Raw genomic sequence first — 26,218 nt, forward strand, 5'->3', positions numbered from 1 at the left:
CGTTGACCTCCCACGCACCGCCCGTCACTCCCCTTACACGTGAAAGGGATTCACGTGCCGCGAGCCCCAGACTATGTAAACACACGGCTACGTTGAGTCGTCTCGGTCTGGCAGGATTGCCACAGTCGTTTGTGGGGCGGGCGACAATGCTCCGCGAGCGGCCGACGTGAGGCCCGCCATTCCAGCACGCGGCGGGACGCGCTCTCCCTGACCTGCCGCGCCTCCTGCGGACACAGCGTCGCGCGCCCTCCTGGATGTGCACCGGTGCGGGCGGCCCGGCTCGGGATGCGTCAAGCAGTGACAGAGGCACTGCGAAAAGTAGTAAAGTCCGACGCGACGTCCGCTCTAACGGCACCCGGCGCTGGATGCCGCGTTCCCCACGCGAGGCCCCGCCGCGCTGTAGATGCCCACCACAGGGCCACCTCTGCCGCGGTGGCCCCGGCCGACCGCACACCGCCTGGGTGCAGAACCACAAGAAGGCTCCGTTCATGGTCTCCGTAGACAGTGCTCCCTTCCCCCGTCTCTCGCGCGCCGCGCGGACGGCGTGGGCCAAGCACGACCGGAAGACCGACGGGTGGCTGCCGTTGTGGCGGCACATGGCGGACAGCGCGGCGGTGGCGGGAAAGCTGTGGGACGCGTGGGTGCCCGGCAGCGTCAGGGCGCTGGTGGCCGAGGCGCTGCCGGAGGGCGAGGCGGACGCGCGGCGGCTCGTCGTGTTCCTGGCGGCGTCTCACGACACGGGCAAGGCCACGCCCGCGTTCGCCTGCCAGGTGGAGTCCTTGGCGCAGGACATGCGGGACGCGGGCCTCGACATGCCGTACCAGCGGGAGTTCGGGGCCGACCGGCGGCGGGCGCCGCACGGGCTCGCGGGGCAGGTGCTGCTCCAGGAGTGGCTGGCCGAGCGGCACGGGTTCAGCGGGCGGGCGTCGGGGCAGTTCGCCGTCGTGGCCGGGGGGCACCACGGCACGCCGCCGGAGCACCAGCAGCTCCACGACCTCCAGCTCCGGCCGAGGCTGCTGGGGCACACCGGGGAGAGCGCGGACCGGTGGCGGCGGTTCCAGCGCGAGTTGATGGACGGCTGCGCCGAACTGGCCGGGGTGACGGAGCGGTTGCCTGCGTGGCGGGAGGTGCGGCTGCCGCAGCCCGCGCAGGTGGTGCTCACGGCCGTGGTGATCCTCTCGGACTGGATCGCGAGCGCGGCCGAGCTGTTCCCCTACGACCCGGATTCGTGGCGGCCCGCCGGGCCGGTCGGTGAGGCGCGTCGGCTGGACGCCGCGTGGCGGGGGCTCGACCTGCCGCAGCCGTGGGCCCCGAAGGAGCCGGAGCAGGCGGCGGACGAGCTGTTCGCGGAGCGGTTCGACCTGCCCGGCGGGGCGCGGGCGAGGCCGGTGCAGGTGGAGGCCGTGCGGATGGCGCGGCGCATGCCCGCCGCCGGGCTGCTGATGATCGAGGCCCCCATGGGCGAGGGCAAGACGGAGGCGGCGTTCGCCGCGGCGGAGATCCTCGCGGCCAGGACGGGCGCGGGAGGCTGCCTCGTCGCGCTGCCCACGCGGGCCACCGGCGACGCCATGTTCCCGCGCCTGCTGGCCTGGCTGGACCACCTGCCGCTCGACGGCCCCCGGTCCGTCGTCCTGGCGCACGCCAAGGCCGCGCTCAACGACGTGTGGGCGGGGCTGATGCGGGAGGGGCGCCGGACGATCGCCGCGGTCGAACCGGACCTGCCCGACGAGGCCGGGGTGAGGCGTTCGCAGGGCCGTGAGCCGGCCGGGCTCCACGCCCACCAGTGGCTGCGCGGCCGGAAGAAGTCGCTGCTCGCCTCGTTCGCCGTCGGTACGATCGACCAGGTGCTGTTCGCCGGGCTCAAGAGCCGTCACCTCGCGCTGCGGCACCTGGCGGTGGCGGGCAAGGTCGTCGTCATCGACGAGGTGCACGCGTACGACGCCTACATGAACCGGTACCTCGACCGTGTCCTGGAATGGCTCGCCGCCTACCGGGTGCCGGTGGTGCTGCTCTCCGCGACGCTTCCGGCCGGGCGCCGCCGCTCCCTGGCCGCCGCCTACGCGGGGCCGGACGGCTGGGAGGCGGACACGGCGGACGACGCGGCGGACGACGCCTATCCGCTCATCACCGCCGTCGCGCCGGGCGCGCCGCGTCTGTCCGCGCGGCCCGGGACCGCGTCGGAGCGCCGCACGTTGGTGGCCGTGGAGCGGCTGGACGACGATCCGGCGCTCCTGGCCGACCGGCTGGCGGAGGAACTGGACGGCGGCGGCTGCGCGCTCGTCGTGCGCAACACCGTGGCGCGGGTGCTGGACGTGGCGGACGTGCTGCGGCAGCGGTTCGGGGAGGGGGCGGTGACCGTCGCCCACTCCCGTTTCCTGGCCGCCGACCGCGCGGCGAACGACGCCGCGCTGCGGGAGAGGTTCGGGCCGGACGGGGACCGGCCCGCGGGGCCGCACGTCGTCGTGGCGAGCCAGGTGGTCGAGCAGTCACTCGACGTCGACTTCGACCTGCTGGTCACCGACCTCGCCCCCGTGGACCTGCTGCTCCAGCGCATCGGACGGCTGCACCGGCACCCGCGGCCCCGGCCCGCGCGGCTGGCGCGGGCCCGCTGCCTGGTGACGGGTGTGGCCGACTGGCAGGCCGTGCCGCCCGAGCCCGTGCGGGGCTCGCAGGCCGTCTACCAGCGGTACGCCCTGCTGCGGGCGCTGGCCGTGCTGGAACCGCACCTGGACGGTGCGCCGCTCATCCTGCCGGACGGCATCAGTCCGCTGGTGCAGGCCGCCTACGGGGACGGCGACGTGGGGCCCGCGCCGTGGGCCGAGGCCCTGGAGGCGGCCCGTGCCGAGGAGGCACGGGCGCTGAAGGGCAAGCAGGAGCGGGCCGGTGCGTTCCTGCTGGGGCCGGTGCGCCGGGCGGGCCGTCCGGTCCTCGGCTGGCTGGGGGCCGGTGCCGGGGACGTGGACGACACCCGCACCGGACGGGCGCAGGTGCGTGACAGCCAGGAGAGCCTGGAGGTCCTGGTCATCCAGCGGATGAGGGACGGCCGTCTGACCACCGTGCCGTGGCTCGACGGCGGGCGGGGCGGGCTGGAGCTGCCCACGGACTTCGCCCCGGACCGGCGGGCCGCGGAGGCGGTCGCCGCGAGCGCCCTCACGCTCCCCTGGCAGTTCTGCAAGCCGTGGGTGATCGACGCGACCATCGCGGAGCTGGAGCGGTTCGGTGTCCCGGCCTGGCAGGTCAAGGAGTGTCCGTGGCTCGCCGGAGAGCTGTTCCTCGTGCTGGACGGGGAGTGTCAGACCCGTCTGTCAGGGTTCGTGCTGCGCTACAGCGCGGTGGACGGGCTGCGGGTGCTGCCGGACGACGCGTCCGCGACGGCTTCGCCGCGTCCGCAGAACACAGCGCATGTCGAGGAGGAAGACGAACGTGAACGACCAGCGGGCAACGGCGCCCGTGCCGACGACCCGGCCGGTGGGGCACCGGTTATCCCGGCCGACGGAGCGTCCGGGGCCACGCTCACCGCGCCGGACGGCCGCCGGGGAGGCGGCATGACGGCGCCCTCCGCTCCGGCGGCTCCCGCGGGGCCGCCCTCCTTCGACCTCGTCACCTCCCCCTGGCTGCCGGTCGAGTACCTCGACGGCCGCACCGGGGAGTTGTCGCTGCGGGACGTCTTCGCCCGGGCCGGTGAGGTGCGGCGGCTGGTGGGGGACGTCCCCACCCAGGACTTCGCCCTGCTGCGCCTGCTGCTGGCGGTCCTGTACGACGCGCTGGACGGCCCCGCCGAGCTGGAGGACTGGGGGAGCCTGTGGGCGGCGCCGGAGACGGCCTTCGACGCTGTCCCCGGCTACCTCGACGCCCACCGGGACCGCTTCGGCCTGCTGCACCCGAAGACGCCGTTCTTCCAGGTCGCGGACCTGCGCACGGCGAAGGACGAGGTGGCCTCGCTCAACCGGATCGTCGCCGACGTCCCCAACGGCGAGCCGTTCTTCGCCATGCGGCGTCCCGGCGTGGAGCGGCTCTCCTACGCGGAGGCGGCCCGCTGGCTGGTGCACACCCACGCCTTCGACCCCTCGGGCATCAAGTCCGCCATGGCGGGCGACGAGCGGGCGAAGGCCGGGAAGGTGTATCCGCTGGGCGTGGGCTCGGCCGGTGACCTGGGCGGGGTCTACGCCGAGGGGAACACCCTGCGCGAGACGCTGCTGCTCAACCTCGTCCCGCTGGAGGAGGACATCATCGAGGTGCCCGGCGGGGACGGGTCGCACACCGACGACCGCCCGGCCTGGCGGCACCCGCCCTACGGCCCCGGAGCCACCGGGGACGCCTCGGGGCCGCGCACGCCGAAGGGCCTGCGCGACCTCTACACCTGGCAGTCCCGGCGCGTGCGCCTGCACCACGAGGACGGCGCGGTCACCGGCGTCGTCCTCGGCTACGGCGACCGGCTGGCCCTCCACGCGCCCTGGAAGCTGGAGCCCATGTCGGGCTGGCGGCGCAGCCCCGCGCAGGAGAAGAAGCAGGGCCGGGCGCTGGTCTACATGCCCCGGCAGCACGATCCGAACCGGTCGGCCTGGCGGGGGCTCGCGAGCCTCCTCCCGGACCGGACCCCGCGCGAGAGGGGCGGGGAGCCCCCGGAGAAGCTGCCCTCCGGCATCGTCCGCTGGCTGGCGATGCTCACCACGGAAGGCGAGCTGGACCCCGGTGCCCTACTGCGGGTCCGCACGGTCGGGGCCGTCTACGGCACGCAGCAGTCCGTGGTGGACGAGGTCGTGGACGACTCCGTCCTCATGCCCGTCGTCGTGCTGCACGAGGAGAACTCGGTGTACGGCGAGACGGCCATCGACGCCGTGGAGGACGCGGACGAGGCCGTCGCTGCCCTCGGGCACCTCGCCGCGAACCTGGCCCGCGCCGCCGGTTCCGATCCCGAGGGCGCCGTGAACGCCGCCCGCGACCGGGGTTTCGGCGCGCTCGACGGCCCCTACCGCCGGTGGCTGGCGGAGCTGGCCCGCCACACCGACCCGGAAGCGGCCCGGCAGCAGTGGCGGGACACCGCGCGCGGTCACATCGTCCGCATCGGCGGCGAACTGCTCGACGCCGCGGGCTCGGCCGCCTCGGAGGGGCGGAAGGCGGACGTCCCCGGGCTCGGGAAGCGCTGGATCGACGACGCCTGGGCCCAGCTCCACTTCCGCCAGCGGCTGGCCCGGGTCCTGCCCCGGGCCGCCCCGCGTGACCACGCCACCCCGACGGAGGCCACCCCGTGAACACCGCACAGACCCCGGAGCGCAGCCGCCCCGAGCTGGCCACCGCCCGCTGCGTCGGCCGGCTCCAGGCCCTCTACCGCAGGGACAACCCGGCGGCGGTGGCCGCCCTGGCACGGCTGCGGCGCGGCGCCGGGCATCGCGCGCACGACGCCCCGGCGGGCTGGGGCATCGACGGCCTGGAGTACCTGGCCGAACTCCGGGAGGAGGCGGGAGCCGCACCGCTGCGGCACTTCTCCCGCGAGGAGGCGCGCCGGGCGGAGACGCGCGAGAGCCGCGAGGAGGAGGCGGTGCACGTCGCGGTGACGCTGTGGGCGCTGCACCAGCAGTCCGTGCACGACGCGGACATGCACGTGCGCGACTGGCCGCTGGGCCGGGCCGTCCGGCGTCTCGCGGAACACGGCCGGGGGGCCGCCGGCGACGGCGCGGGCCCGGACGCCCTCGGGGGCGGACGGCCTGCGCCGCGCCCGGAGGACACCGTCCACGACACCCTCCGCAAGCGCTTCGTGCGGATCGGGACCTCGTCCTCCTTCGACTCGCTCGCCGTGCGGCTGCGGGAGATGGTGCTGCTGCTGCGCGGCGCGCGCATCCCGCTCGACTACGGTCGGCTGGCCCACCAGCTGTGGCTGTGGCAGGACGAGGAGCGGCAGGCCGACGTCCGCCGCGCCTGGGGACGCGAGTTCCACCTGTCCTACACCCGCGGCCCCCGGGACGCCGAAGCCGGTCAGGCGCCGGACGACCCGCTCCCCGGTTACGACGGCGACGCCGACGACTCCGGCGAGTGACCGCCCCGGCCCGTCCCGCACCAGCCCCCGCACGGCACCGCACACCCCACTGACACCAGTACGCACAGGAACGGAACACGCCCGTGACGCGCACCATCCTCGACGTCCACGTCCTCCAGACCGTCCCGCCGAGCAACCTCAACCGTGACGACACCGGCACGCCCAAGACCGCCACCTACGGCGGCGTGCGGCGCGCCCGGGTGTCCAGCCAGGCGTGGAAGCGCGCGACGCGCAAGGCGTTCGACGACCTGCTGCCCGCCTCCGAACTGGGGGTGCGCACGAAGAAGGTGGCCGAGGCGCTGGCCGAGCGGATCACCGCGCTGGACTCCACACTCGACGCGTCGCTGGCCGTGGAGCTGGCCGCCGAGATGATGCAGACGGCCACCGGCTCCAAGATCGAGGTGCCGAAGCGGAAGGCGAAGGCCGGTGACGAGGACGGGGAGAAGGCGGCGGCCCCCGAGTCCGCGTACCTCATGTTCCTGAGCAAGCGACAGCTCGACGCCCTCGCGGCCCTCGCGGTGGAGGGCGGCCCCGGTGGGGACCTCCCGGCGCTGAAGAAGTTCCTCAAGGACAAGGACAACAAGAGCAGGGCCCGGCAGGCGGTCGACACCCGGCATTCGGTCGACATCGCCCTCTTCGGCCGCATGGTCGCGGACTCCTCCGACCTCAACGTGGACGCGGCCACCCAGGTCGCCCACGCGATCGGCGTCCACCGCACGGAGATCGAGTCCGACTACTACACCGCCGTGGACGACCGGAACACCGAGGACGAGTCCGGCGCGGGCATGATCGGCTCCATCGACTTCAACTCCGCCACGCTCTACCGCTACGCCGCCGTGGACGTCGACGCCCTGCACCGCAACCTCGGCCTCGGCCTGCGTGACGGGGAGTCGCCCTCCACACCCGCCGAGAAGGCGACGGCGGCCTTCGTCGAAGCCTTCGTCAACTCCCTGCCGACGGGCAAGATCAACACGTTCGGCAACCACACGCTCCCGGCGGCGGTCATCGTCAAGCTCCGCACCCGGCGGCCCGTCAGCTTCGTCGACGCCTTCGAGGAGCCCGTGCGCCGGGGCGAGTCGGGCGGCTTCCTCGCCGAGAGCTGCAAGCGCCTCGCCCAGCACGTCCCCGAGCTGGAGCGGGCGTATGACGAGCCGGAGAGCACGCGCACGTGGGTGATGCGGGTGGGCGCCGACACCAAGCCGCTCGCCGCCCTCGGCACCGAGGTCACGCTGTCCGAGCTGCTGGCGGACGTGCGGGAGGCCGTCGCCGCACAGCTGGGAGCCGGAGCGTGAGCGTGCTGCTCCTGCGGCTCGCGGGGCCCCTCCAGGCGTGGGGCTCCGCGTCCCGGTTCGCCCGGCGCGGCACCGAGAACGCGCCGACGAAGAGCGGCGTCCTCGGGCTGCTCGCCGCCGCGCAGGGCCGCCCGCGCGACGCGGACCTCTCCGACCTGGCGGCGCTGCGCTTCGGCGTGCGGATCGACCAGCCCGGCTCGCGGTTGCGCGACTACCACACCGCCCACCACGCCGACTCCGGCAAGTCGATGCCCGTCTCGGAGCGGTTCTACCTGGCCGACGCCGTCTTCGTGGCGGGCGTGGAGGGCGACGCGGACCTCCTCGGACGCCTCCACCGGGCCGTGCTCGAACCGCAGTTCCTGCCCTACCTCGGCCGCCGCTCCTGCCCGCCGTCCCGGCCGCTCGACATGGGCGGACCGGCGGAGGGGACGCTGGAGGAGGTGCTGCGGAACGCCGAGTGGCAGGCGTCCGACTGGCACGCCCGGCAGGCGGCCGGGCAGCGCGGCGGCCCGGGGGACCACGCGTCGCTGGAGCTGCTGACCGACTGCCCGCCCGGCGGGACGCCGGAGTTCTCGGTCCGGGACACCCCGCTGAGCTTCGACCCGCGCCACCGCCGCTACGGACCGCGCGGTGTCCGCACCGGCCGGACCGCGCCGCCGCCCTCCCACGATCCCACGGCCGCGCTCGCGCCCGTCCCCTCCGGCCCGCCGCCCGCCCGGCCGGGAGGGGACGCGCAGGCGGCCGACACGTCTTCGAGGACCACCTGATGTACCTGACACGCTTCCGCGTCAACACCGCCCGCTCCGGGGCACGTCGGCTCATCGGCTCGCCGCACCTCATGCACGGCGCGGTCAACATGTCCTTCCCCGGGCCCCAGCCCCGGGAGGGCCAGGGGCCGCGGGCGCTGTGGCGGATCGACCGCGACCACGACGCCGACACCACGCTCTACATCGTCAGCCCCGACCGTCCCGACCTCACCCACCTCGTGGAGCAGGCGGGCTGGCCGACGCTGGAGACACCGGGGTGGACGACGTTCGCCTACGCCGAGTTCCTGGACGCCCTCACGGAAGGCGACACCTGGGCCTTCCGCCTCACGGCCAACCCGGTGCACAACATCCGCCGGGCCCAGGACGCCCCGGACTCGCCCACGAAGCGCGCCGCGCACCGCACGCCGCGCCACCAGATGAAGTGGCTGCTGGACCGGCAGGAGAAGTCCGGGTTCGAGGTCGTGCGCAAACCCGCCGACCTCCGGCTGACGGAACACGGCGACGCGTACGAACTGGTCGTCCGCGACCAGGTGCCGCTCCAGTTCCGCCGCCCACCCGCCGAGCGGGGCAGGAACGACGTCCGCTTCACCCGGGTCACCTTCGACGGCCGGCTGCGCGTCACCGACCCGGCCGTCTTCCGCCGCGTCCTCACCCACGGCCTGGGCAAGGCGAAGGCGTACGGCTGCGGCCTCCTCACCCTCGCCCCGGCCGGGCCGCGATGAGCACCGTCAGCCGCCGGGGCGCCTCCTCGCCCCACGAACTCGGCCGCATCGGTGACCGAGTCTCCTTCATCTACCTGGAACGGTGCACGGTGCACCGCGAGGACAACGCCATCACCGCGACGGACGCGGAGGGGACCACCCACATCCCCTCCGCCACCATCGGCACCCTCCTCCTCGGCCCCGGCACCCGGGTCACGCACCAGGCCATGTCCGTCCTCGGCGAGTGCGGAGCCGCGGTGGTGTGGACGGGCGAGCACGGCGTGCGCTTCTACGCGGGAGGGCGCGCCCTGAGCCGCTCCTCCGGACTGGCCGAGGCCCAGGCCACGGCCTGGGCGAACCGCCGCACCCGCCTGGACGTGGCGCGGGCCATGTACCGCATGCGGTTCCCCGGCGAGGACACCGCGGGCCGCACCCGCCAGGACCTGCTGACCATGGAGGGCCGCCGCGTGAAGGACTGCTACCGGCGGGAGGCCGCCCGCACCGGCGTGCCCTGGCGGCGCCGCGAGTACCGGCCCGACGACTTCCTCGCCGCCGACGCCCCGAACCAGGGCGTGACGGCAGCCGGGCAGTGCATGTACGGCATCGCGCACGCCGTCGTCGCCGCCCTCGGCTGCTCCCCGGCCCTGGGCTTCGTCCACTCCGGCCACGAACGGTCCTTCGTCTACGACGTAGCCGACCTGTACAAGACGGAGATCGGCATCCCCGCCGCCTTCGACGCGGCCGCCGAGGGGGAGGAGGACATGGCCTCACGGACCCGCCGGGCCGTCCGGGACCGCGTCCGCCAGACGAAACTGCTCGACCGCTGCGTCCGGGACATCAAGGACCTCCTGCGCTACGACGGCACCCGCGACACCGGCGACGGCCAGGACCGCGTGACGCTCCAGACCGACGACGACACCCACGTCACCGGCGGCCGGAACTACGGGGACGAGCCGATCTGGTGACCGTCATCGTCCTCGCCAACTGCCCGCCGGGCCTGCGCGGCTTCCTCACCCGCTGGCTCCTGGAGATCTCCCCCGGCGTCTTCCTCGGCGCCCCCTCGGCCCGCATCCGCGACCTGCTGTGGGAGGAGGTCCGCACCTACGCGGGCCAGGGACGCGCCCTGCTCGTCTACCAGACCGACAACGAACAGGGCTTCACGTTCCGCACCCACGACCACGCCTGGCACCCCACCGACCACGAAGGACTTACCCTCATCCACCGCCCGTCCCCCCGCGACGTCCCTCCCCCGGCGCTGCCACGCCAGGGCTGGAGCAAAGCCTCGAAACGCCGCCGCTTCGGCAACCGCTGACACCACGCCACGACTCCAGGAACACCCGATATGCACGCAATGCCGGTTTCTCAAGAAGTAAGTAAAAACCGCCGCCCCCGCCGATAAAACCCCAGCTCACGCCCTCTGCTCCCCACGCCTGTGGGGGTGTTCCCTACGTGATGGTGTTCGGCGACCTGTCGAACTACCTGCTCCCCACGCCTGTGGGGGTGTTCCGCCCGCGAGGTGTCCCCGGAGTCGTTTGCGAAGCTGCTCCCCACGCCTGTGGGGGTGTTCCTCTCGACACCACGAGAACCGGAGACGTTGCTCACTGCTCCCCACGCCTGTGGGGGTGTTCCCAGCGGCGGCTGCACCAGGGAGCGGGGACGGCGCTGCTCCCCACGCCTGTGGGGGTGTTCCCCGGATCTCGGTCCTGTGACCTGCGGATTCGCTCTGCTCCCCACGCCTGTGGGGGTGTTCCCGGCACCGCCCTCAAGGAAGCGCTGGACCTGATCTGCTCCCCACGCCTGTGGGGGTGTTCCCCTTGTCTCCGACGTTCAGCCGGGTCCCAGTGTCTGCTCCCCACGCCTGTGGGGGTGTTCCCTTCATGCTGCCCCGCCCCCGTCCTCCGGCAGGCTGCTCCCCACGCCTGTGGGGGTGTTCCCTCCAAAAGCGCCTGATCCCTGGCGTACTCGTACTGCTCCCCACGCCTGTGGGGGTGTTCCCGTGAGCCGCCGGGACCAGGAACCGCCGGACGACTGCTCCCCACGCCTGTGGGGGTGTTCCCGCGGCCGAGGCCGACAACCCGGTCGTGGCGACCTGCTCCCCACGCCTGTGGGGGTGTTCCAGCCTCAAGCAGACGCAGAGATTCCCGGGCACCCTGCTCCCCACGCCTGTGGGGGTGTTCCCGCCCTTGCGGGGTCCGGAGATGCCGAGCTGGACTGCTCCCCACGCCTGTGGGGGTGTTCCCGGCTCGTGAGCCTGACCGGCAGGGGGCGAGTGCTGCTCCCCACGCCTGTGGGGGTGTTCCCAGGCCGTGGTGAAGCTCGTACTGGAGGGTTCCCTGCTCCCCACGCCTGTGGGGGTGTTCCCGCGCCGCGATGCGCCTGGAGAAGGAGAAGGCCCTGCTCCCCACGCCTGTGGGGGTGTTCCCGGCAGCAGCGGACCACAGCACCAGGGCATCCACTGCTCCCCACGCCTGTGGGGGTGTTCCCCGACCTGGAATACGAGCGGGTCGCCGCCCGCTCTGCTCCCCACGCCTGTGGGGGTGTTCCTCTTCGGCCTTGCGGTGGAGGACATCGACGAGGCTGCTCCCCACGCCTGTGGGGGTGTTCCCTGTTGTGTGGCTGAAAGTGTCGGAGTAGCGTCCTGCTCCCCACGCCTGTGGGGGTGTTCCCGACCGCCGACCCGTCCCCGGCCGGCGTGCAGACTGCTCCCCACGCCTGTGGGGGTGTTCCTTGGCGGCGGTCCCCAGGTGGGAGTGGTTCGCGCTGCTCCCCACGCCTGTGGGGGTGTTCCCTTGAAGTCGTCGGACTGCCTCGCCTGCATGGCCTGCTCCCCACGCCTGTGGGGGTGTTCCCGCACCCGGGACGACTACCGGCGCGACGTCGACCTGCTCCCCACGCCTGTGGGGGTGTTCCCGCGTCGTGGGTGGCGAACAAGCGGATCTACAACTGCTCCCCACGCCTGTGGGGGTGTTCCCCGGTCGAGGTGGGCAGCGCGCGCCTTGGCGGTCTGCTCCCCACGCCTGTGGGGGTGTTCCCTTCACGAGGCACCCCCCGACGTCGTCCGGGTCCTGCTCCCCACGCCTGTGGGGGTGTTCCCTGGGTGATCCTCGCGGTGCCGGGGCAGGCGGTCTGCTCCCCACGCCTGTGGGGGTGTTCCCAGCCGCCGTCCTCGGCGTTGTCTTTGAGGTCCTGCTCCCCACGCCTGTGGGGGTGTTCCCGTGCAGTAGAGGTACTTCAGCTCGTCGGTCGCTGCTCCCCACGCCTGTGGGGGTGTTCCCGTGCGCACCTCGGACAGGTCCCACGGGTCGCGCTGCTCCCCACGCCTGTGGGGGTGTTCCTCGACTCACCCAAGCGAAAGGGAAAGACCTCGTCTGCTCCCCACGCCTGTGGGGGTGTTCCCACGGGCACGCTCTACGGCGGCCAGCACCGCACGCTGCTCCCCACGCCTGTGGGGATGTTCCCGGCACGTTCAGCTTGTACCAGCCCGGCGGGACCTGCTCCCCGCACCCGCGGGGATGTTCCCACGACCACGGCCGGCCGGTCCGGAGAGACTCGCTGCTCCCCGCACCCGCGGGGATGTTCCCACCGCCTCGTGATGGAAGCGCACATCGGGCGACTGCTCCCCGCACCCGCGGGGATGTTCCCGGCGGGCCGGACGACAACGCCCGCGCCTTGGACTGCTCCCCGCACCCGCTGGGATGTTCCCGTCACGGGCAACACACCGCCAAGCCGCGACCGCTGCTCCCCGCACCCGCGGGGATGTTCCCGATGGAGAGCACCATGACCGCACGCAGCGCCACTGCTCCCCGCACCCGCGGGGATGTTCCCGACACCGAGCTGGGCGAACTCCTCGCCAGCGCCTGCTCCCCGCACCCGCGGGAATGTTCCCCGATCGCCGTGCGCGCTACCCGCTGGCACTGCCTGCTCCCCGCACCCGCGGGGATGTTCCCTGGACGCACTCCTCCAGCAGGGCGTTCAGTTCCTGCTCCCCGCACCCGCGGGGATGTTCCGGATGCACGCATGACGCAGAAGACACCGGCCCACTGCTCCCCGCACCCGCGGGGATGTTCCCCCGTAAACGGGCAGCCGCGTCCACGGGATCTTCTGCTCCCCGCACCCGCGGGGATGTTCCCGACCGTGGCCGGCGCGAGCCGGTGATGATGGGCTGCTCCCCGCACCCGCGGGGATGTTCCCGGGCGCTGCGCGGTGACGTAGTGGTACAGCGCCTGCTCCCCGCACCCGCGAGGATGTTCCCTGGCCGCACGCGTCGGTCGAAGCCGCACGCTGCTGCTCCCCGCACCCGCGGGGATGTTCCCTGGGTGATCGGCCGCTGGAACGGCCTGTCGTTCTGCTCCCCGCACACGCGGGGATGTTCCTCCTCGGCACTGTGTCTCCTACGCGCCAGCATCGACGTGGCGGCCGAGTACGCAGCCCCGTCCCGGCGGGACGGGCCGGCAGGGACGCTTCGTCACGCCCGGGTACGGCAACGGCCCCCACCTCGGTGCGAGATGGGGGCCGTTCACTGTCTCCCGCGCTGCACAGGCGGGTACCGTCCGGAGTGTCTAGGTCAGAACGGAGGCACCAGTATGCCCGACCCCACCGACACCCCCCAGACCTTCGGCCAGCGCGTGCGACGCCTACGCGAACGCCGGGGTATGACCCGGCCCGTACTTGGCGGACTCGTAGGCCGCTCCGCCGAATGGGTCAAGGCCATCGAGTGCGGCCGCCTCGGAGTCCCCCGCCTGCCCGTCTTGCTGCGCTTGGCCGACGTCCTCGCCGCCCAGGACCTCGCTGACCTCACCGGCGAGGAACGGCTCACCGCGTCCTCCTACAGCAAGGCCGCCCACGACGCTCTTCCGGCCGTCGCCGCCGCCCTGACGAGGTACCAGCTCGGCACGCCCGATGAAGAGCCCGGCTCGGCGAGCGTGCTGCTGGACCGCGTCGCTGACGCATGGCGACTGTGGCACGCCGCCGGCGCGCACCGTACACGCGTCGCTGCGCTGCTGCCCGACCTCCTGGCCGACGTGCAGCACGCCGCCCGGGCCGCCACCGGCACCGAGCGGCGCCAGCTCCTCGCCGCTCAGACCGAGGTCTACCACCTCGCGCAGCTGTTCCTGTCCTTCCAGCCAGTCCCCGAGCTGGTCATGCTGACCGGGGACCGGGCGATGACGGCGGCGCAGGACGCGGACAGCCCGCGGGCCATCGCCTCGGCCGCCTGGTACATGAACCACGTCTTCCGCGACGCCGGGGAGCAGCATGAGGCGCGCGTCGACCTGGCGATGCGCGCCGCCGACCTCCTGGACCCCGAGCGGGACGCGGACTCACGGGCCCGCTGGGGCCTGTTGCACCTAGCAGCCGCGTTGTCCTACGCGAAGGTCGGCCGCCGAGGTGACGCCGAGCGGTACTGGGACCACGCAGACGACGCGGCCCGCAGCCTCCGCGATTACGTGCACCCCTACCTGATGTTCGGGCAGGCGATGGTGGACGCCTACGCCATCACGATGCGCGCAGACCTGGTACAGGGTCGGGACGCGGTGGAGGCGGCTGAGCGAGTGGATGTGTCGGCTGTGCCGTCGGCGACGCGCCGCGCGTTCCACTCGGTGGAAACCGCGCGGGCCTACTCGCTACAGCGCGAGCCGGTGGCGGTGGTGCACATGCTGCAACGGGCATGGACGGAGTCGCCGGAGACCGTGCGCTACAACCTGTTCGCACGGGGTGCGGTGGCGGAGGTCACGGCGAACGGACCGGCGACGGTGCGGCGTGATGCTGAGGTGCTGCGGCATCGCATGGGGGTGCCGGTAACTGCCTGAGTGAGGGGTAGGGCCTGTACCTCTTCTCCAAGGGGTACAGGCCCTACCCCTCCGCTCCCCGACCGGCGCCTACTTTCGGTGACATGGATATCACTGAACCTGCGGGTGCCGGTCCGGGCGGCTACCCGCCCGTGCGGGCTCTGCGCCGCTGCTGCCGTTGCTCGGAACTGACCCAGGACGGTGTGCCCGTGGGCACGCTGAAGGCCGATGCGCACCCGTCTGAGCGGCTGTACGCCTGTCCCGGATGTGTTTCGGCTCTCCGGTCCGGCCTTGGTTCGGGTGAGGTGACCGCCTCGTGAGCGCGACGTGTGATGGATGCGGTACGGCGACCGGCGTGGTGGTCAGCTGCGTGGAGGCGCTGTCCGGGCCGGGGTGGGAGCGGCGGTTGTGCCGGGGGTGTCTAGCCGCCGAGGACGAGCCGCCGGGCCGCTGCACCGCCTGTGGCGCGCCCAGTGATGACCTCCATCTCGCCAGCGCCCGTATCAGGTCGGGGGCGCCGGTGGAGTCGGTGTGGGAGTGTCCGCAGTGCTGGTACGGGACGGTTGTCGCGTGAGCGGGTCGGTGCCGCCGCCGGTGTGCATGCGCTGTCACAGGCCCGGTGTTCTGGAGCGGGTCGTGGACATTCCGGGTGAGTCCCGGGGCGGCTGCACGGTGTGGTGGTGCGCGGACTGCCGGACGCCGCTTCCCGCGCGGTGGTGGGAGCGGTGATGCCGCCGGTGGTCGGTGTGCGGCGCATCGTCGTCACGGGCCGGGTGGTGTGCGTGTGCCGTCCGGTTCCGCCGCGCACGATCGCGGTCGGGGAGGTGGAGCGTGTGCTGGTGCGGCGGTATGTGGCCCGGCTGGCGCTGCTGGATGGTCTGCCGCCGGTGCCCGGGGGGTGCGGGCCGTGGTGACGTGCGGAGCGGCGGCGGCTGGGCCGTTGACGGCCGGGCAGCGGGCGGCGGACCGGGCGTGGGGGGACATGCTGCGGCACGGCCGGCGCTGTCCGACGTGCCGGAGGCGGGGGGCTGTGTGCCCGGTCGGCGGCGGCCTCTACGACGCCTGGCAGGCCACCCGCATCCCCGGCCGCCGGCCACCGGGCGGGCCGCCGTAGGAGCGGATCACCCAGGACGGGCTGACCGACGCGCAGGTGCGGGCGCAGGCGTGCGTCCACTGCGGCCTGCCACTGGGCGCCGACGCCGTCGAAGCACCACCCCAGCGGCGACGCTGGCACGGCGACATCAGCTTCTGGTTCCCCCGCGCCTGCCCCCGATGCCGACCCTGACGCGTTGCGCGGTGACCGGCTCGGCCGCCGGACGGACGGGCCGACAGCCCCCGCACCTGCGGGGCTGTTCGCCTTTTGACGGGTGTGCGCAGCCGCTAGAACCCCGGTGCGCGGGTGGGTGCGGGTGTGGTCTGGTGGGCGGTGCTCGCGCGGGCGGGCCGGTGCGATGATCACGTGAAGGCTTCGCGTACCGGCACGCCGACCGGCGTCCCGTTGCAGCGGTGCCGGAGCAGACCGACGGAAGGAACCCGGCGTGCGCCGACTCGTCCACTACATCGCCAGCACTCTCGACGGCTTCATCGCGGGCCCGGACGGCGCGGACCCCACCGGTCCGGACGGCTTCTGGCCCATTCCGGAGGACTACCTCCGGCACCTCGTGGCCGAGTACCCGGAGACGCTGCCCGGACCGGCCCGGCAGGCCCTGTCCGTCACCGCGGCGGGCACGCACTTCGACACCGTGCTCGAAGGCCGGCGCAGCTACGGGATCGGTCTGGCGGCCGGGGTCACCGACGCCTACCCCCACCTGCGTCACCTGGTCTTCTCCCGGACCCTGACCGAGACGCCGGCCCCGGCCGTCGAACTCGTCGCCGACGATCCGGTGGCGACCGTGCGGCAGCTCAAGCAGCAGGACGGCAAGGACATCTGGCTGCTGGGCGGCGGCGAACTGGCCGGCTCGCTGTACACCGAGATCGACACGCTGATCCTCAAGGTCGCCCCGATGACCATCGGCAACGGCATCCCGCTGTTCTCCCGCAAGGCCGCCTTCGACCCGCGCACCTGGACGCTCACCGACCACACCGTCCTCAAGAGCAGCGCGATGATCCTCACCTACACGCGCGCCACCGGCTGAGCCCTCCGGGCACACGGCGCCGCGTGCGGCCGCCACGTCCTGCACCGGAGACGCCCCGGTGTCGTCCCGGGCAAGCGCCCTCCTGCTGTGAGGACCCGTGCGCATTCCCGCCGTCCGTCGTTCCGGGCGCCTCCCCGACCGGCGTCACCACGCGTGCCCGCATGCGCGATGATGCTCCCTGGCGCCCCGCACCGCGCCGGTTCTCGGCCTGTGCTCCTCGCTACCGCGAGGGTGCTCCCATCGCGGGGGTCGCGGCAGGGGTGCTGCGCACCTGCTCCCCGCGCCTGCGGGGGTGCTCCCCTGGTCTCGGGAGACGCCGGGCGTGTGCTGACCTCCTCCCCGCACGTGCGGGGATGCTGCCCGGCTGCGGCCCACGGCCGATGCCGAGGGGCCGATCCGCGCAGGTGCGGAGGAGGGGCGGCCGGAGGCGGGTCAGGGGGCGGGCTCAAGGGGCGGGTTCAAGGGGCGAGCGGGGTCGGCCGGGGGCGGAGCCTTTCCAGGACGCGGGTGCGGAGGAGTGCGTACTCCTCGCGGAGGCGGCGTATTTCGCTGTCCGGCGGGCGGGGGATGACGACGCCTTCGGTGACGGTCTCCTCCGGCCGGAACTGCTCCCGGGTGAGGTCGATCTCGACGCCCATGCCGAGCCGGTTCCACCAGTGGTAGTCGGTGCGCTCGCCCTTCACCCGGACCTCGCCGCGCAGCAGTTCCCCGCCGAGGAGGTCGTTGAGGACCATGGCCGTCACGCCGCACTGGTCGCGGGCCGGGTTGTCCGGGGACCAGCGCGCCCGGTACTCGGGCGTGCACGTCTCGGCGCTCCAACTGCCGCGGATGGCGCGTTCGATGTCGGGGAGGAGCAAGGGCGTCATGGGCCCACCCTCGCAGCGGGCACTGACAGCCGACCGGCGACGGCGGACGACCGACGATGACGAGCGACCGGCGACGGCGGACGGCCGGTGAGGCGGCACGTCCCCGGGAGGCGGACCCTGACCGGGCGTCGGTTAGGGTCGGGGCATGACCTTCGTCTTCGTCCGGCTCCGGACCGTCTGAGCGGCATGACGCCGCCGATCCTCAGCGACCGGCGCCAGCCGGGTGCACCCCGCGGGTGACCGCCGCGTACGGGGCTCCGCCCCGCGGGTACCGCCCGGCCATGCCCGCCGCCGCGCGCCGTCGCCGGTGAGCGCTTCCGCGCCGCGTGCCGCCCCTGCCGGGGCCGCCGCGCGCTGACCGAGCGCTGCCACCGGCCCCTGCGCGCCCGGCGCCTCGACCCCGGCGCGTCCGGTCCACGGGCGCGTCCGCTCCCTCTTCCCGCCCCGGCGGCCCACCGCGCGGGCACGGCTTCCCGGCCCTGCGCGCCGCGCCGCCCACCGGACCTAGGACGCGCATCCGTATGACATCTGTTCCCGGCACCTCCTCCCCCGCCCGGCGGGCCCGCGACGCGGGCGTCACCTTCGTGCTGGTGCACGGTTCGTGCTCCAGCTCGCTGATGTGGGCTCCGGTCCAGCGTGAGCTGGCCCTGCTCGGCCACCGCAGCTACGCCGTCGACCTGCCGGGTCACGGCTTCGACGCGCAGTACCCGGCCGCCTACCAGGCGCCGCAGGACCTCGACGCGTGGGCGGCCGAGCCGTCCACGCTGGCCGGGGTCACGTTGCAGGACAACGTGGACGCGGTGGCCGACGTCGTCCGGCGCCTCGCCGCGCTCGGGCCGGTGGTGCTCGTGGGTGCCAGCCTCGGCGGCACCACCGTCACCGGCGTGGGGAACACGGTTCCCGAGCTGGTGGACCGGCTCGTGTACGTGTCGGCGTGGTCGTGCGTGCGGCGGCCGAGCCCCGTCGCGTACATGCAGGAGCCCGAGTTCGCGGAGAACCTGCTGGCCCCGCTGGCCGCGCTGAACGTCGGTGACCCGGCCGAACTCGGTGTCGGCCGGGCGAACTACCGCACCGCCGACCCGGATCTGCTCGCCGCGCTCAAGGCGGCGACCATGGCGGACGGCACCGACGCGCAGTTCCTCGCCTTCCTCAACCTGCTCCAGCCGGACGAGTCGCTGGCGGTGATGACCGCCGACGCGCGCGGCGACGCCGCGACCTGGGGCACGATCGCCCGCAGCTACGTCCGCCTCACCGAGGACCGGTCCCTCCCCGTGGCCATGCAGGACCGGCTGATCGCCGAGGCGGACGCGCTGACCCCGGACAATCCGTACGACGTGCACACGCTGGAGACCAGTCACACCGGTTTCCTGCTCCAGCCGGACCGGCTGGCGGGCATCCTCGACCGGCTGCCCGTCTGACCGGCTGCCCCGGCCGCCCCGTCCGCGCACCAGCGGGCGGGGCGGCCGGGCCCGGGGCCCGCGGGCAGCGGCGCGGGGCCGTCAGGGGGCGGGGCGGCCGGGGGTCTCGCGGTACTCGGCGTCGGAGCCCTTCGCGGTGAGGGCGCGCAGTTCGGTGCGGCGGATCTTGCCGGAGACGGTCTTGGGGAGGTCGGCGAACTCGATGACGCGGACGCGCTGGTAGGGGGCGAGGACGGCGCGGGAGTGGGCGAAGAGGGCTTCGGCGGTCTCCGGGCCGGGTTCCCAGCCCGCCGCGAGGACGACGTACGCCTTCGGGACGGCCAGGCGCAGCGGGTCGGGGGCGGGGACGACGGCGGCCTCGGCGACGGCCTCGTGCCGCAGGAGGGCGCTCTCCAGCTCGAACGGGGAGATCTTGTAGTCGGACGCCTTGAAGACGTCGTCGGCGCGGCCGACGTAGGTGAGCCGCCCTTCGGCGTCGCGGGCGGCGATGTCGCCGGTGCGGTAGTAGCCGTCGGCCATGGCGTCGGCCGTGCGCCGCGGGTCGCCGTGGTAGCCGGTCATGAGCCCGGCGGGGCGGGGATTGAGGGCGAGGCAGATCTCGCCCTCGTCCGCGCCGGGGCGTCCCGTGACCGGGTCGAGGAGTTCGACGGTGTAGCCGGGGCAGGGCCGTCCCATGGAGCCGGGGGTCAGCGGCTGGCCGGGGGTGTTGGCGACCTGCACGGTCGTCTCGGTCTGGCCGAAGCCGTCGCGGATGACGACGCCCCAGGCGCGCCGGACGGTCTCGATGACCTCCGGGTTGAGCGGTTCCCCGGCGGCGACGGCCTCGCGGGGCGGGGTGCGCAGCTGGCCCAGGTCGGCCTGGATGAGCATGCGCCACACGGTCGGCGGGGCGCAGAAGGTGGTGACGCCGGCGCGGTCCATCTCGGCCATGAGGCGGGCCGGGTCGAAGCGGGTGTACTGGTGGATGAAGACGGTGGCCCCGGCGTTCCACGGCGCGAAGAGGTTGGACCAGGCGTGCTTGGCCCAGCCGGGCGAGGCGACGTTGAGGTGGACGTCGCCCGGCCGCAGCCCGATCCAGTACATCGTGGACAGGTGCCCGACGGGGTAGGAGGCGTGGGTGTGCTCGACGAGTTTGGGGCGGTCGGTGGTGCCGGAGGTGAAGTAGAGCAGCAGCGGGTCCCCGGCGCGGGTGGGGCCGTCGGGGGTGAAGTCGCGCGGGGCGTCCTCCGTGTCGTCGTAGCGGAGCCAGCCGGGGACGGCAGGGCCGGTGGCGATGCGGGTGTAGTCGCCGGGGACGTCGTCGAACTTGGCGGTGTCCCCGGCGCGGACGAGGACGTGGCGGGCCTCGCCGCGCGTGACGCGGTCGCGGAGGTCGGCGGGGCCGAGCTGCGGGGTGGTGGGGATGACGACGGCGCGCAGTTTCATGGCGGCCAGCGCCGTCTCCCACAGTTCGCGCTGGTTGCCGAGCATGACCAGGACGCGGTCGCCCGCCCGCACGCCCCGGTCCCGCAGCCAGCGGGCGACCTGGTCGGAGCGGGCGGACATGGCGGCGAAGGAGACGCGGGTCTCGGTGCCGTCCTCGTCCACGATGTGCAGGGCGTCGCGGTCGTTGCCGTCGGCGATGACGTCGAACCAGTCGAGGGCCCAGTTGAAACGCTCGGGCCGCGGCCAGGTGAAGCCGTCGTAGGCCGCCTGGTAGTCCTCCCGGTGCCGCAGCAGGAAGTCGCGGGCCGCCCGGAACTCCTCGGTGGCCTCGCTGCCCTGAACCGCCGCCATGCGTCCTCCTCGTCGCCGTGCCGTGCGTCGTGCCGTGCTCCGTGCCGTGCGTCGTGCCGTGCCGGGACGTGCGCTGCCGTGCGCGTCCCGGCAGGCGCCATGCTGCCGCACGGGGCGCGCCGGGGCGAGGGAAGCGGCGGGCCGGGTCAGGGCAGGAGGGCGCGGCGGGCGGCGGCGAGCGCGGCGGCGCGGTCTCCGGGGACGAGCCCGATGCGGGTGCGGCGCTCCAGGAGGTCGGCGTCGTCGAGCGCGCCCTCGTGGCGGACCGCCCAGCGCAGTTCGGCGCCGGTGACGCCGGCCGCGACGGGGGCGAGGAGGGCCGGGTCGCCGCCCGCTTCGGCGAGGACGGCGGGGGCCTCGGTGCCGTAGCGGGCGACGAGGCGGGCGGGGGCGCGGACGCGGGCGAGTGCCGCGGGGGCGGCGGCGCCGACCAGGGGCAGGTTCCGGGTGCGGCAGGGCCCGGCGGCCAGGGCGGCGTTGGCGCAGGCGGTGTCCACGGCGTCCTCGGCCATGCGCCGGTAGGTGGTGAGCTTGCCGCCGACGACGGTGATGACGCCCTCGGGTGAGGTGAGGACGGCGTGGCGGCGGGAGAGGTCGGCGCTGCGGCCGGGGGCGTGGCCGGGGGCGGCGTCCAGGAGGGGGCGCAGTCCGGCGAAGGCGCCGATGACGTCGGTGCGGCGCAGGGGGGTGGCGAGGGCGCTGCCGGCGACGTCGAGGAGGAAGGCGATGTCGGATTCGGGCGGGGCGGGCACGTCGGGGGCGGGTCCGTCGAGGGGTTCGTCGGTGAGGCCGACGTAGACGCGGCCGTCCGCCTGGGGCAGGACGAGGACGAACCGGTTGCGTTCGCCGGGGACGGGGAGGGTGAGGGCGGCGCGGGGGTGGCCGAGCCGGGCGGCGGGCAGGACGAGGTGGGTGCCCCGGCTGGGGCGCAGCCGGACGCCGGGGACGAGCCGGTCGGCCCACACGCCGGTGGCGTTGACGACGGCGCGGGCGCGGACGTCCAGGCGGGTCCCGGTGACGTCGTCGCGCAGGACGGCTCCCTCGCGGTGCAGTTCCTCGGCGGCGCACCGGGTGACGACGCGGGCTCCGTGGGCGGCGGCGGTGCGGGCGAGGGCGACGACGAGCCGGGCGTCGTCGACGAGCTGCCCGTCGTGGGAGAGCTGCCCGCCGCGCAGGCCGTCGGGGCGCAGGGCCGGGGCCAGTTCCAGGGCGCGGTCCCGGGAGACGCGGCGGGTGGCGGGGAGCACGGAGCCGGGGGTGCCGGCGGCGCGGCGCAGGGCGTCGCCGAGGAGGAACCCGCTGCGGGTCAGGGCGGCCTGGGCGCGGGTGACGCCGGGGTGCAGCGGCAGCAGCATGGGCAGGGCGCGGACGAGGTGGGGGGCGGTGCGGGTCAGGAGCACGTGCCGTTCGCGGGCGCTCTCGTAGGCGATGCCGAGCTGCCCGCCGGCGAGGTAGCGCAGTCCGCCGTGGACGAGTTTGGAGCTCCAGCGGCTGGTGCCGAAGGCGAGGTCGCGCTGTTCGGCCAGCAGGACGTGCAGGCCCCGGGAGGCGGCGTCCAGGGCGATGCCGGTGCCGGTGACGCCGCCGCCGACGACCAGGACGTCGACCACCGCGGTGCGGCGGACGTCGTCGAGGTCGCGGGCGCGGCGGGCGGCGTTGAGGGAGGACGCTTCGGCGGGACGGTTCACGGCGTGGCCTCCGGGGGTCGCAGGTAGGCGTCGAGCAGGTGGCGCAGTTCGCGGGTGAGCCGCTCCAGGGGCAGGACGTCGTCCACCAGGCGCCAGGAGGTGGCGGTGGTCTGGACGAGGAGCATGACCATGCGGGCCAGTTCTGCGGGGTCCCCGGCGCGGATGGAGCCGTCGGCCTGCCCGGCGCGGATCTGCTCCTCGGTGAAGGTGAGGGCGTCGCGCTGGCTGGAGCCGAGCCGCTGGAAGGTGTAGGTGACCAGGGTCTCGGGTTCGGTGTCGAGGATGCGGGCGACGAGGGGGTGGTCGCGCAGGGCGGCCAGGACGGCGGCGGCCCCGGCGACGAGCCGGGTGCGTCCGTCGCCGCCCCGTGCGGCGGCGACGGGGACGGCGGCGAGGAGGACGCCGTGCATCTCGCGGGTGAGGAGGTCGCCGACGAGGCTGTCCATGTCGCGCCAGCGGCGGTAGATCGTCGGGCGGCTCACCCCGGCGCGGCGGGCGACGTCGGTGAGGGTGAGGCGGCGCAGTCCGAAGGTGGCGACGCAGTGGAAGGCGGCGTCGAGGAGTGTGTCGGCCATCGGGTCGGCGGCCGTGCCGGGTGCGGCGGCCCCCTCCCCCGCGGCGGGCGGCGTCCCGGCGTCCCGGCGCGGGGCGGTCTGGCGCCCGGTCTCCCGGTGGCCGGTCTCCCGGTGGCCCGCTTCCGGGTGTCCGGCGGGTGGCGCGTCGGCGGCGTCCCCGGTGCGGTGCCTGCTTCGGTCCTGACCCTCGTTACTGATTGACACCATGTGCCAGACTGTAACGCATGACGGTTCCGAGCCACCGTGTCGGCGAGATGTCCTGGAACGCCTGGGGCGACCCCGCACACGCCACCGCCCTGCCCGAGTCCGTGCGCGGCCTGATCGCCGACGTCCTGGGCGTCGGCCTGACCGCCGCGCCCCGGGTCGCCGAGGCGGACCTCGCGGTGCCGCCGGGCGCCCTGCCCCCCGCCGCCCGCGCCGCGCTCGCCGCCGCCGTCGGGGACGGCCACGTGGACACCGGCGCCGCCGCCCGCGTCCGGCACGCGGGCGGCAAGTCGACGCCCGACCTGCTACGCCGCCGCGCCGGGGACGTCTCCCACGCCCCGGACGCCGTGGTGCGGCCCGGCGGCCACGACGAGGTGGCGGCGGTGCTCGCCGTCTGCGAGGAGCACCACGTGGCCGTCGTGCCCTTCGGCGGTGGCACGAGCGTGGTCGGCGGGGTGGAGCCGCTGCGCGGCGGCCGGGCCGCCGTCATCGCGCTGGACCTGCGGCGGCTGGACCGGCTCCTCGCGGTGGACACCGTCTCGCGCACCGCCACCCTCCAGGCCGGGCTGCGCACGCCCGAGGCCGAGGAGCTCCTCGCCGCGCACGGGTTCACCCTCGGCCACCAGCCGCAGAGCTACGAGTACGCCACCCTCGGCGGCTACGCCGCGACCCGCTCCGCCGGGCAGTCCTCCGCCGGATACGGGCGGTTCGACGCGATGGTGCTCGGCCTGCGCGCCGCCACCCCGCGCGGCACCCTCGACCTCGGCCGGGCCCCCGGCTCGGCCGCGGGGCCCGACCTGCGGCAGCTCCTCCTCGGCTCCGAGGGCGTGCTCGGGGTCATCACCGAGGTGACGGTGCGGGTGCGGCCCGTGCCCCGCGAGCAGCGGGACGAGGCGTGGTCGTTCCCGGACTTCGCCACCGGCACGGCCGCCCTGCGCGCCCTGGCCCAGAGCGGCGCGCGGCCCACGCTGGTGCGGCTGTCCGACGAGGCGGAGACCTTCGTCAGCGCGGCCCTGTCAGGGGCGCGGGCCACCGGCGGCTGCCTGGCCGTCGTCGCCCACGAGGGCGAGCCGGAGCACGTGGCGGCGGTGCGCGCGCTGAGTGCGGCGGCCCTGCGCGCGGCCGGGGGCACGGAGCTGGGCGCGGAGCCCGTCGCGCAGTGGCGGCACAGCCGCTACGCGGGCCCGTACCTGCGCGACGCGCTGCTGGACGCGGGCGTGCTCGCCGAGACGCTGGAGACGGCCGCCACCTGGTCCGCGCTGCCCGCCCTGCGCACGGCCGTCACCGACGCCCTGACCGGCGCGCTGTCCACCGGCGGGAACCCGCCCGTGGTCACCTGCCACGTCTCGCACGTCTACCCCGAGGGCGCCTCCCTGTACTTCACCGTCGCCGCGGCCGGCGGCGACGACCCGCGGGGGCGCTGGGCGGCAGCCAAACGGGCCGCGTCGGACGCGATCGCCGCCTGCGGGGCGACCATCACCCACCACCACGCCGTCGGCGCCGACCACGCCCCGTGGATGGCCGCCGAGGTGGGCGAGCTGGGTCTTGAGGTGCTGCGGGCCGTCAAGGGCGTGCTGGACCCGGCGGGCGTGCTCAACCCCGGCAAGCTCGTCCCGGAGCGTGCCTGATGCCGGGCGCGGGAGCGGGCGCCGGGGCGGGCGGGCGTCCGGTACCGCGGCGGGTGACGCTGCTGGTCAACCCCGCCGCGGGCGGGCGGCGCGGCGGCGGGAAAGCGGCGGCGGCCGCCCGGCGGCTGCTCGCGCACGGCGTCGAGGTGGACGTGGTCGCCGGACGCGACGCGGCCGAGGCCCGCGCCCGGGCGCGCGCGGCGGTGTCGGCGGGCGCCGACGTCCTGGCCGTGGCGGGCGGCGACGGCCTCGTCCACCTGGCCCTCCAGGAGGTCGCGGGCACGGGCACGGCGCTGGCCGTGCTGCCCTCCGGCACCGGCAACGACTTCGCCCGGGTGCTCGGCATACCCCGCGCCGACCCGGCGGCCGCCGCCGACGTCATCACCGGCGGCGTGGCCCGCACCCTGGACCTGGGCCGGGCGAACGCCGGGGACGGCGGCGGGCCGTGCTGGTTCGGCACCGTGCTGACCAGCGGTTTCGACTCGCTGGTCACCGACCGCACGAACCGCATGCGGTGGCCGCGCGGCCGGGCGCGCTACAACCTGGCCGTCCTCGCCGAGCTGGGCGTGCTGCGCCCTCGCCCGTACCTCCTGGAGCTGGACGGGGAACGCTCGGAGCTGTCCGCCGTCCTCATCGCCGTGGGCAACACCACGACGTACGGCGGCGGCATGCGGATCTGCCCGCACGCAGCCACCGACGACGGGCGCCTCGCGGTGACCGTCGTCGGACCCGCGGGCGTCGCGCGGCTCGTGCGGGCCTTCCCGCGCCTGTACCGGGGCACGCACGTGAGCGATCCGCTCGTCGCCACCTTCCACGCCCGGCGGGTGCGGGTCCACACCGAGGCGATGCGCGCCTACGCCGACGGCGAGCTGGTCGGCGCCCTGCCGGTGACGGCCGAGGCGGTGCCGTCGGCGGTGCGCGTCCTGGTGCCGGAGACGGCCGCGGGACGCGGGCCCGGGCCGGTTGTCGGCGCGGGCGGCTAGCCTTGGGGGACGATGAGTTACGCAGAGGTCCGTGAGCTTCAGAACGCGCTGAGCACCGCGTCCGACATCGCCTTCGGCCTGGAGGGGTCGCCCCCGGCCGACCAGCTGGCGGAGGTGTCGGACGCGCTGCGGCGCGCGCTGACGGCCGTCCGGTCGCTGGAGTCGGCGCACGGCGGGACGACGGGCTGCCGCGAGCACCCGATGGGCGCGGTGGACCCGCTGCACGGGGACCGGGAGGACCCACTGCCGCCGGGCTGGGGCAAGTGCCTGCTGTGCAACGACCGCCGCCGCCGGGCGACGACGGCGCGCCGCCGCACCCGCTGACCGCGCGGCGCCCGGCGGCGGCCCCGGGGAGGGCCGGTCCG

18 protein-coding genes and 1 CRISPR repeat array are annotated in these 26,218 nt (G+C 74.8%); of the genes, 14 read left to right on the forward strand and 4 right to left on the reverse strand.

Annotated elements, in window-relative coordinates; genetic code table 11:
- Positions 1-488 precede the first annotated feature (488 nt).
- The 10 genes from casA to V1J52_RS04255 all read left to right on the forward strand — a co-directional run bounded on the left by casA (position 489) and on the right by V1J52_RS04255 (position 16,715).
- On the forward strand, positions 489-5,252 hold the full coding sequence (gene casA, locus V1J52_RS04210; protein WP_330138210.1) for a type I-E CRISPR-associated protein Cse1/CasA: 4,764 nt from the start codon (positions 489-491) through the stop codon (positions 5,250-5,252).
- Positions 5,249-6,034, forward strand: a complete 786-nt coding sequence (gene casB, locus V1J52_RS04215) for a type I-E CRISPR-associated protein Cse2/CasB (protein WP_330138211.1) — start codon at positions 5,249-5,251, stop codon at positions 6,032-6,034. The genes casA and casB overlap by 4 nt, the downstream gene beginning before the upstream one ends.
- Before the next feature lie 83 nt (positions 6,035-6,117).
- On the forward strand, positions 6,118-7,326 hold the full coding sequence (cas7e, locus tag V1J52_RS04220) for a type I-E CRISPR-associated protein Cas7/Cse4/CasC (protein ID WP_330138212.1): 1,209 nt from the start codon (positions 6,118-6,120) through the stop codon (positions 7,324-7,326).
- Entirely contained in the window at positions 7,323-8,093 is a 771-nt protein-coding gene (gene cas5e, locus V1J52_RS04225) for a type I-E CRISPR-associated protein Cas5/CasD (protein ID WP_330138213.1), read from the forward strand. The genes cas7e and cas5e overlap by 4 nt, the downstream gene beginning before the upstream one ends.
- Positions 8,093-8,815 carry a type I-E CRISPR-associated protein Cas6/Cse3/CasE gene (gene cas6e, locus V1J52_RS04230; protein ID WP_330138214.1) on the forward strand — a complete coding sequence of 241 codons (723 nt, stop codon included), beginning with the start codon at positions 8,093-8,095 and terminating at the stop codon, positions 8,813-8,815. Before cas5e ends, cas6e begins: the two co-directional genes overlap by 1 nt.
- On the forward strand, positions 8,812-9,759 hold the full coding sequence (gene cas1e, locus V1J52_RS04235) for a type I-E CRISPR-associated endonuclease Cas1e (RefSeq protein ID WP_330138215.1): 948 nt from the start codon (positions 8,812-8,814) through the stop codon (positions 9,757-9,759). The genes cas6e and cas1e overlap by 4 nt, the downstream gene beginning before the upstream one ends.
- The gene (cas2e, locus tag V1J52_RS04240; protein WP_330138216.1) at positions 9,756-10,106 is read left to right on the forward strand and encodes a type I-E CRISPR-associated endoribonuclease Cas2e; all 351 of its coding nucleotides are present in this window, start codon (positions 9,756-9,758) and stop codon (positions 10,104-10,106) included. Before cas1e ends, cas2e begins: the two co-directional genes overlap by 4 nt.
- 105 nt (positions 10,107-10,211) lie before the next feature.
- A CRISPR array of direct repeats spans positions 10,212-12,437; the repeat unit is 29 nt; unit sequence CTGCTCCCCACGCCTGTGGGGGTGTTCCC.
- Positions 12,438-13,377: 940 nt separating this feature from the next.
- The gene (locus tag V1J52_RS04245) at positions 13,378-14,601 is read left to right on the forward strand and encodes a helix-turn-helix domain-containing protein (protein ID WP_330138217.1); all 1,224 of its coding nucleotides are present in this window, start codon (positions 13,378-13,380) and stop codon (positions 14,599-14,601) included.
- 659 nt (positions 14,602-15,260) lie between these two features.
- Complete coding sequence (locus V1J52_RS04250; RefSeq protein ID WP_330138218.1) at positions 15,261-15,494, forward strand: hypothetical protein; 234 nt, start codon at positions 15,261-15,263, stop codon at positions 15,492-15,494.
- Between the two features lie 624 nt (positions 15,495-16,118).
- Positions 16,119-16,715 (forward strand): dihydrofolate reductase family protein, encoded by a 597-nt coding sequence (locus V1J52_RS04255; protein ID WP_330138219.1) that lies wholly within the window; start codon positions 16,119-16,121, stop codon positions 16,713-16,715.
- A 458-nt stretch (positions 16,716-17,173) separates the two neighbouring features.
- Here V1J52_RS04255 and V1J52_RS04260 read toward each other — a convergent pair whose 3' ends face one another.
- Positions 17,174-17,581, reverse strand: a complete 408-nt coding sequence (locus tag V1J52_RS04260; RefSeq protein ID WP_330138220.1) for a YunG family protein — start codon at positions 17,579-17,581, stop codon at positions 17,174-17,176.
- A gap of 521 nt (positions 17,582-18,102) precedes the next feature.
- On the opposite strand from V1J52_RS04260, the gene V1J52_RS04265 reads away from it, so the two are divergent.
- Positions 18,103-18,999: an alpha/beta fold hydrolase gene (locus V1J52_RS04265; protein WP_330138221.1), complete on the forward strand. Its 897-nt coding sequence runs from the start codon at positions 18,103-18,105 to the stop codon at positions 18,997-18,999.
- Positions 19,000-19,080: 81 nt separating this feature from the next.
- Here the strand turns inward: V1J52_RS04265 and V1J52_RS04270 are convergent, their stop codons facing one another.
- The 3 genes from V1J52_RS04270 to V1J52_RS04280 all read right to left on the reverse strand — a co-directional run bounded on the left by V1J52_RS04270 (position 19,081) and on the right by V1J52_RS04280 (position 23,245).
- A complete protein-coding gene (locus V1J52_RS04270; RefSeq protein WP_330138222.1) occupies positions 19,081-20,775 on the reverse strand; it encodes an AMP-binding protein in 1,695 nt (564 codons plus the stop codon).
- A gap of 146 nt (positions 20,776-20,921) precedes the next feature.
- A complete protein-coding gene (locus V1J52_RS04275) occupies positions 20,922-22,463 on the reverse strand; it encodes a glycerol-3-phosphate dehydrogenase/oxidase (RefSeq protein ID WP_330138223.1) in 1,542 nt (513 codons plus the stop codon).
- The gene (locus tag V1J52_RS04280) at positions 22,460-23,245 is read right to left on the reverse strand and encodes a TetR/AcrR family transcriptional regulator (RefSeq protein ID WP_330138224.1); all 786 of its coding nucleotides are present in this window, start codon (positions 23,243-23,245) and stop codon (positions 22,460-22,462) included. The genes V1J52_RS04275 and V1J52_RS04280 overlap by 4 nt, the downstream gene beginning before the upstream one ends.
- A 17-nt stretch (positions 23,246-23,262) precedes the next feature.
- Here V1J52_RS04280 and V1J52_RS04285 point away from each other — a divergent pair, with 17 nt between their 5' ends.
- Genes V1J52_RS04285 through V1J52_RS04295 form a run of 3 tightly spaced genes read left to right on the forward strand, consistent with a single transcriptional unit; the run spans position 23,263 to position 26,177 of the window.
- Positions 23,263-24,870 carry an FAD-binding oxidoreductase gene (locus V1J52_RS04285; RefSeq protein ID WP_330138225.1) on the forward strand — a complete coding sequence of 536 codons (1,608 nt, stop codon included), beginning with the start codon at positions 23,263-23,265 and terminating at the stop codon, positions 24,868-24,870.
- Positions 24,870-25,853: a diacylglycerol kinase gene (locus V1J52_RS04290; RefSeq protein WP_330138226.1), complete on the forward strand. Its 984-nt coding sequence runs from the start codon at positions 24,870-24,872 to the stop codon at positions 25,851-25,853. The genes V1J52_RS04285 and V1J52_RS04290 overlap by 1 nt, the downstream gene beginning before the upstream one ends.
- 12 nt (positions 25,854-25,865) lie before the next feature.
- Positions 25,866-26,177 (forward strand): hypothetical protein, encoded by a 312-nt coding sequence (locus tag V1J52_RS04295; protein WP_330138227.1) that lies wholly within the window; start codon positions 25,866-25,868, stop codon positions 26,175-26,177.
- The last annotated feature ends 41 nt before the right edge of the window (positions 26,178-26,218 follow it).

The organism is Streptomyces solitudinis (assembly GCF_036323765.1).
GTDB lineage: Bacteria > Actinomycetota > Actinomycetes > Streptomycetales > Streptomycetaceae > Streptomyces.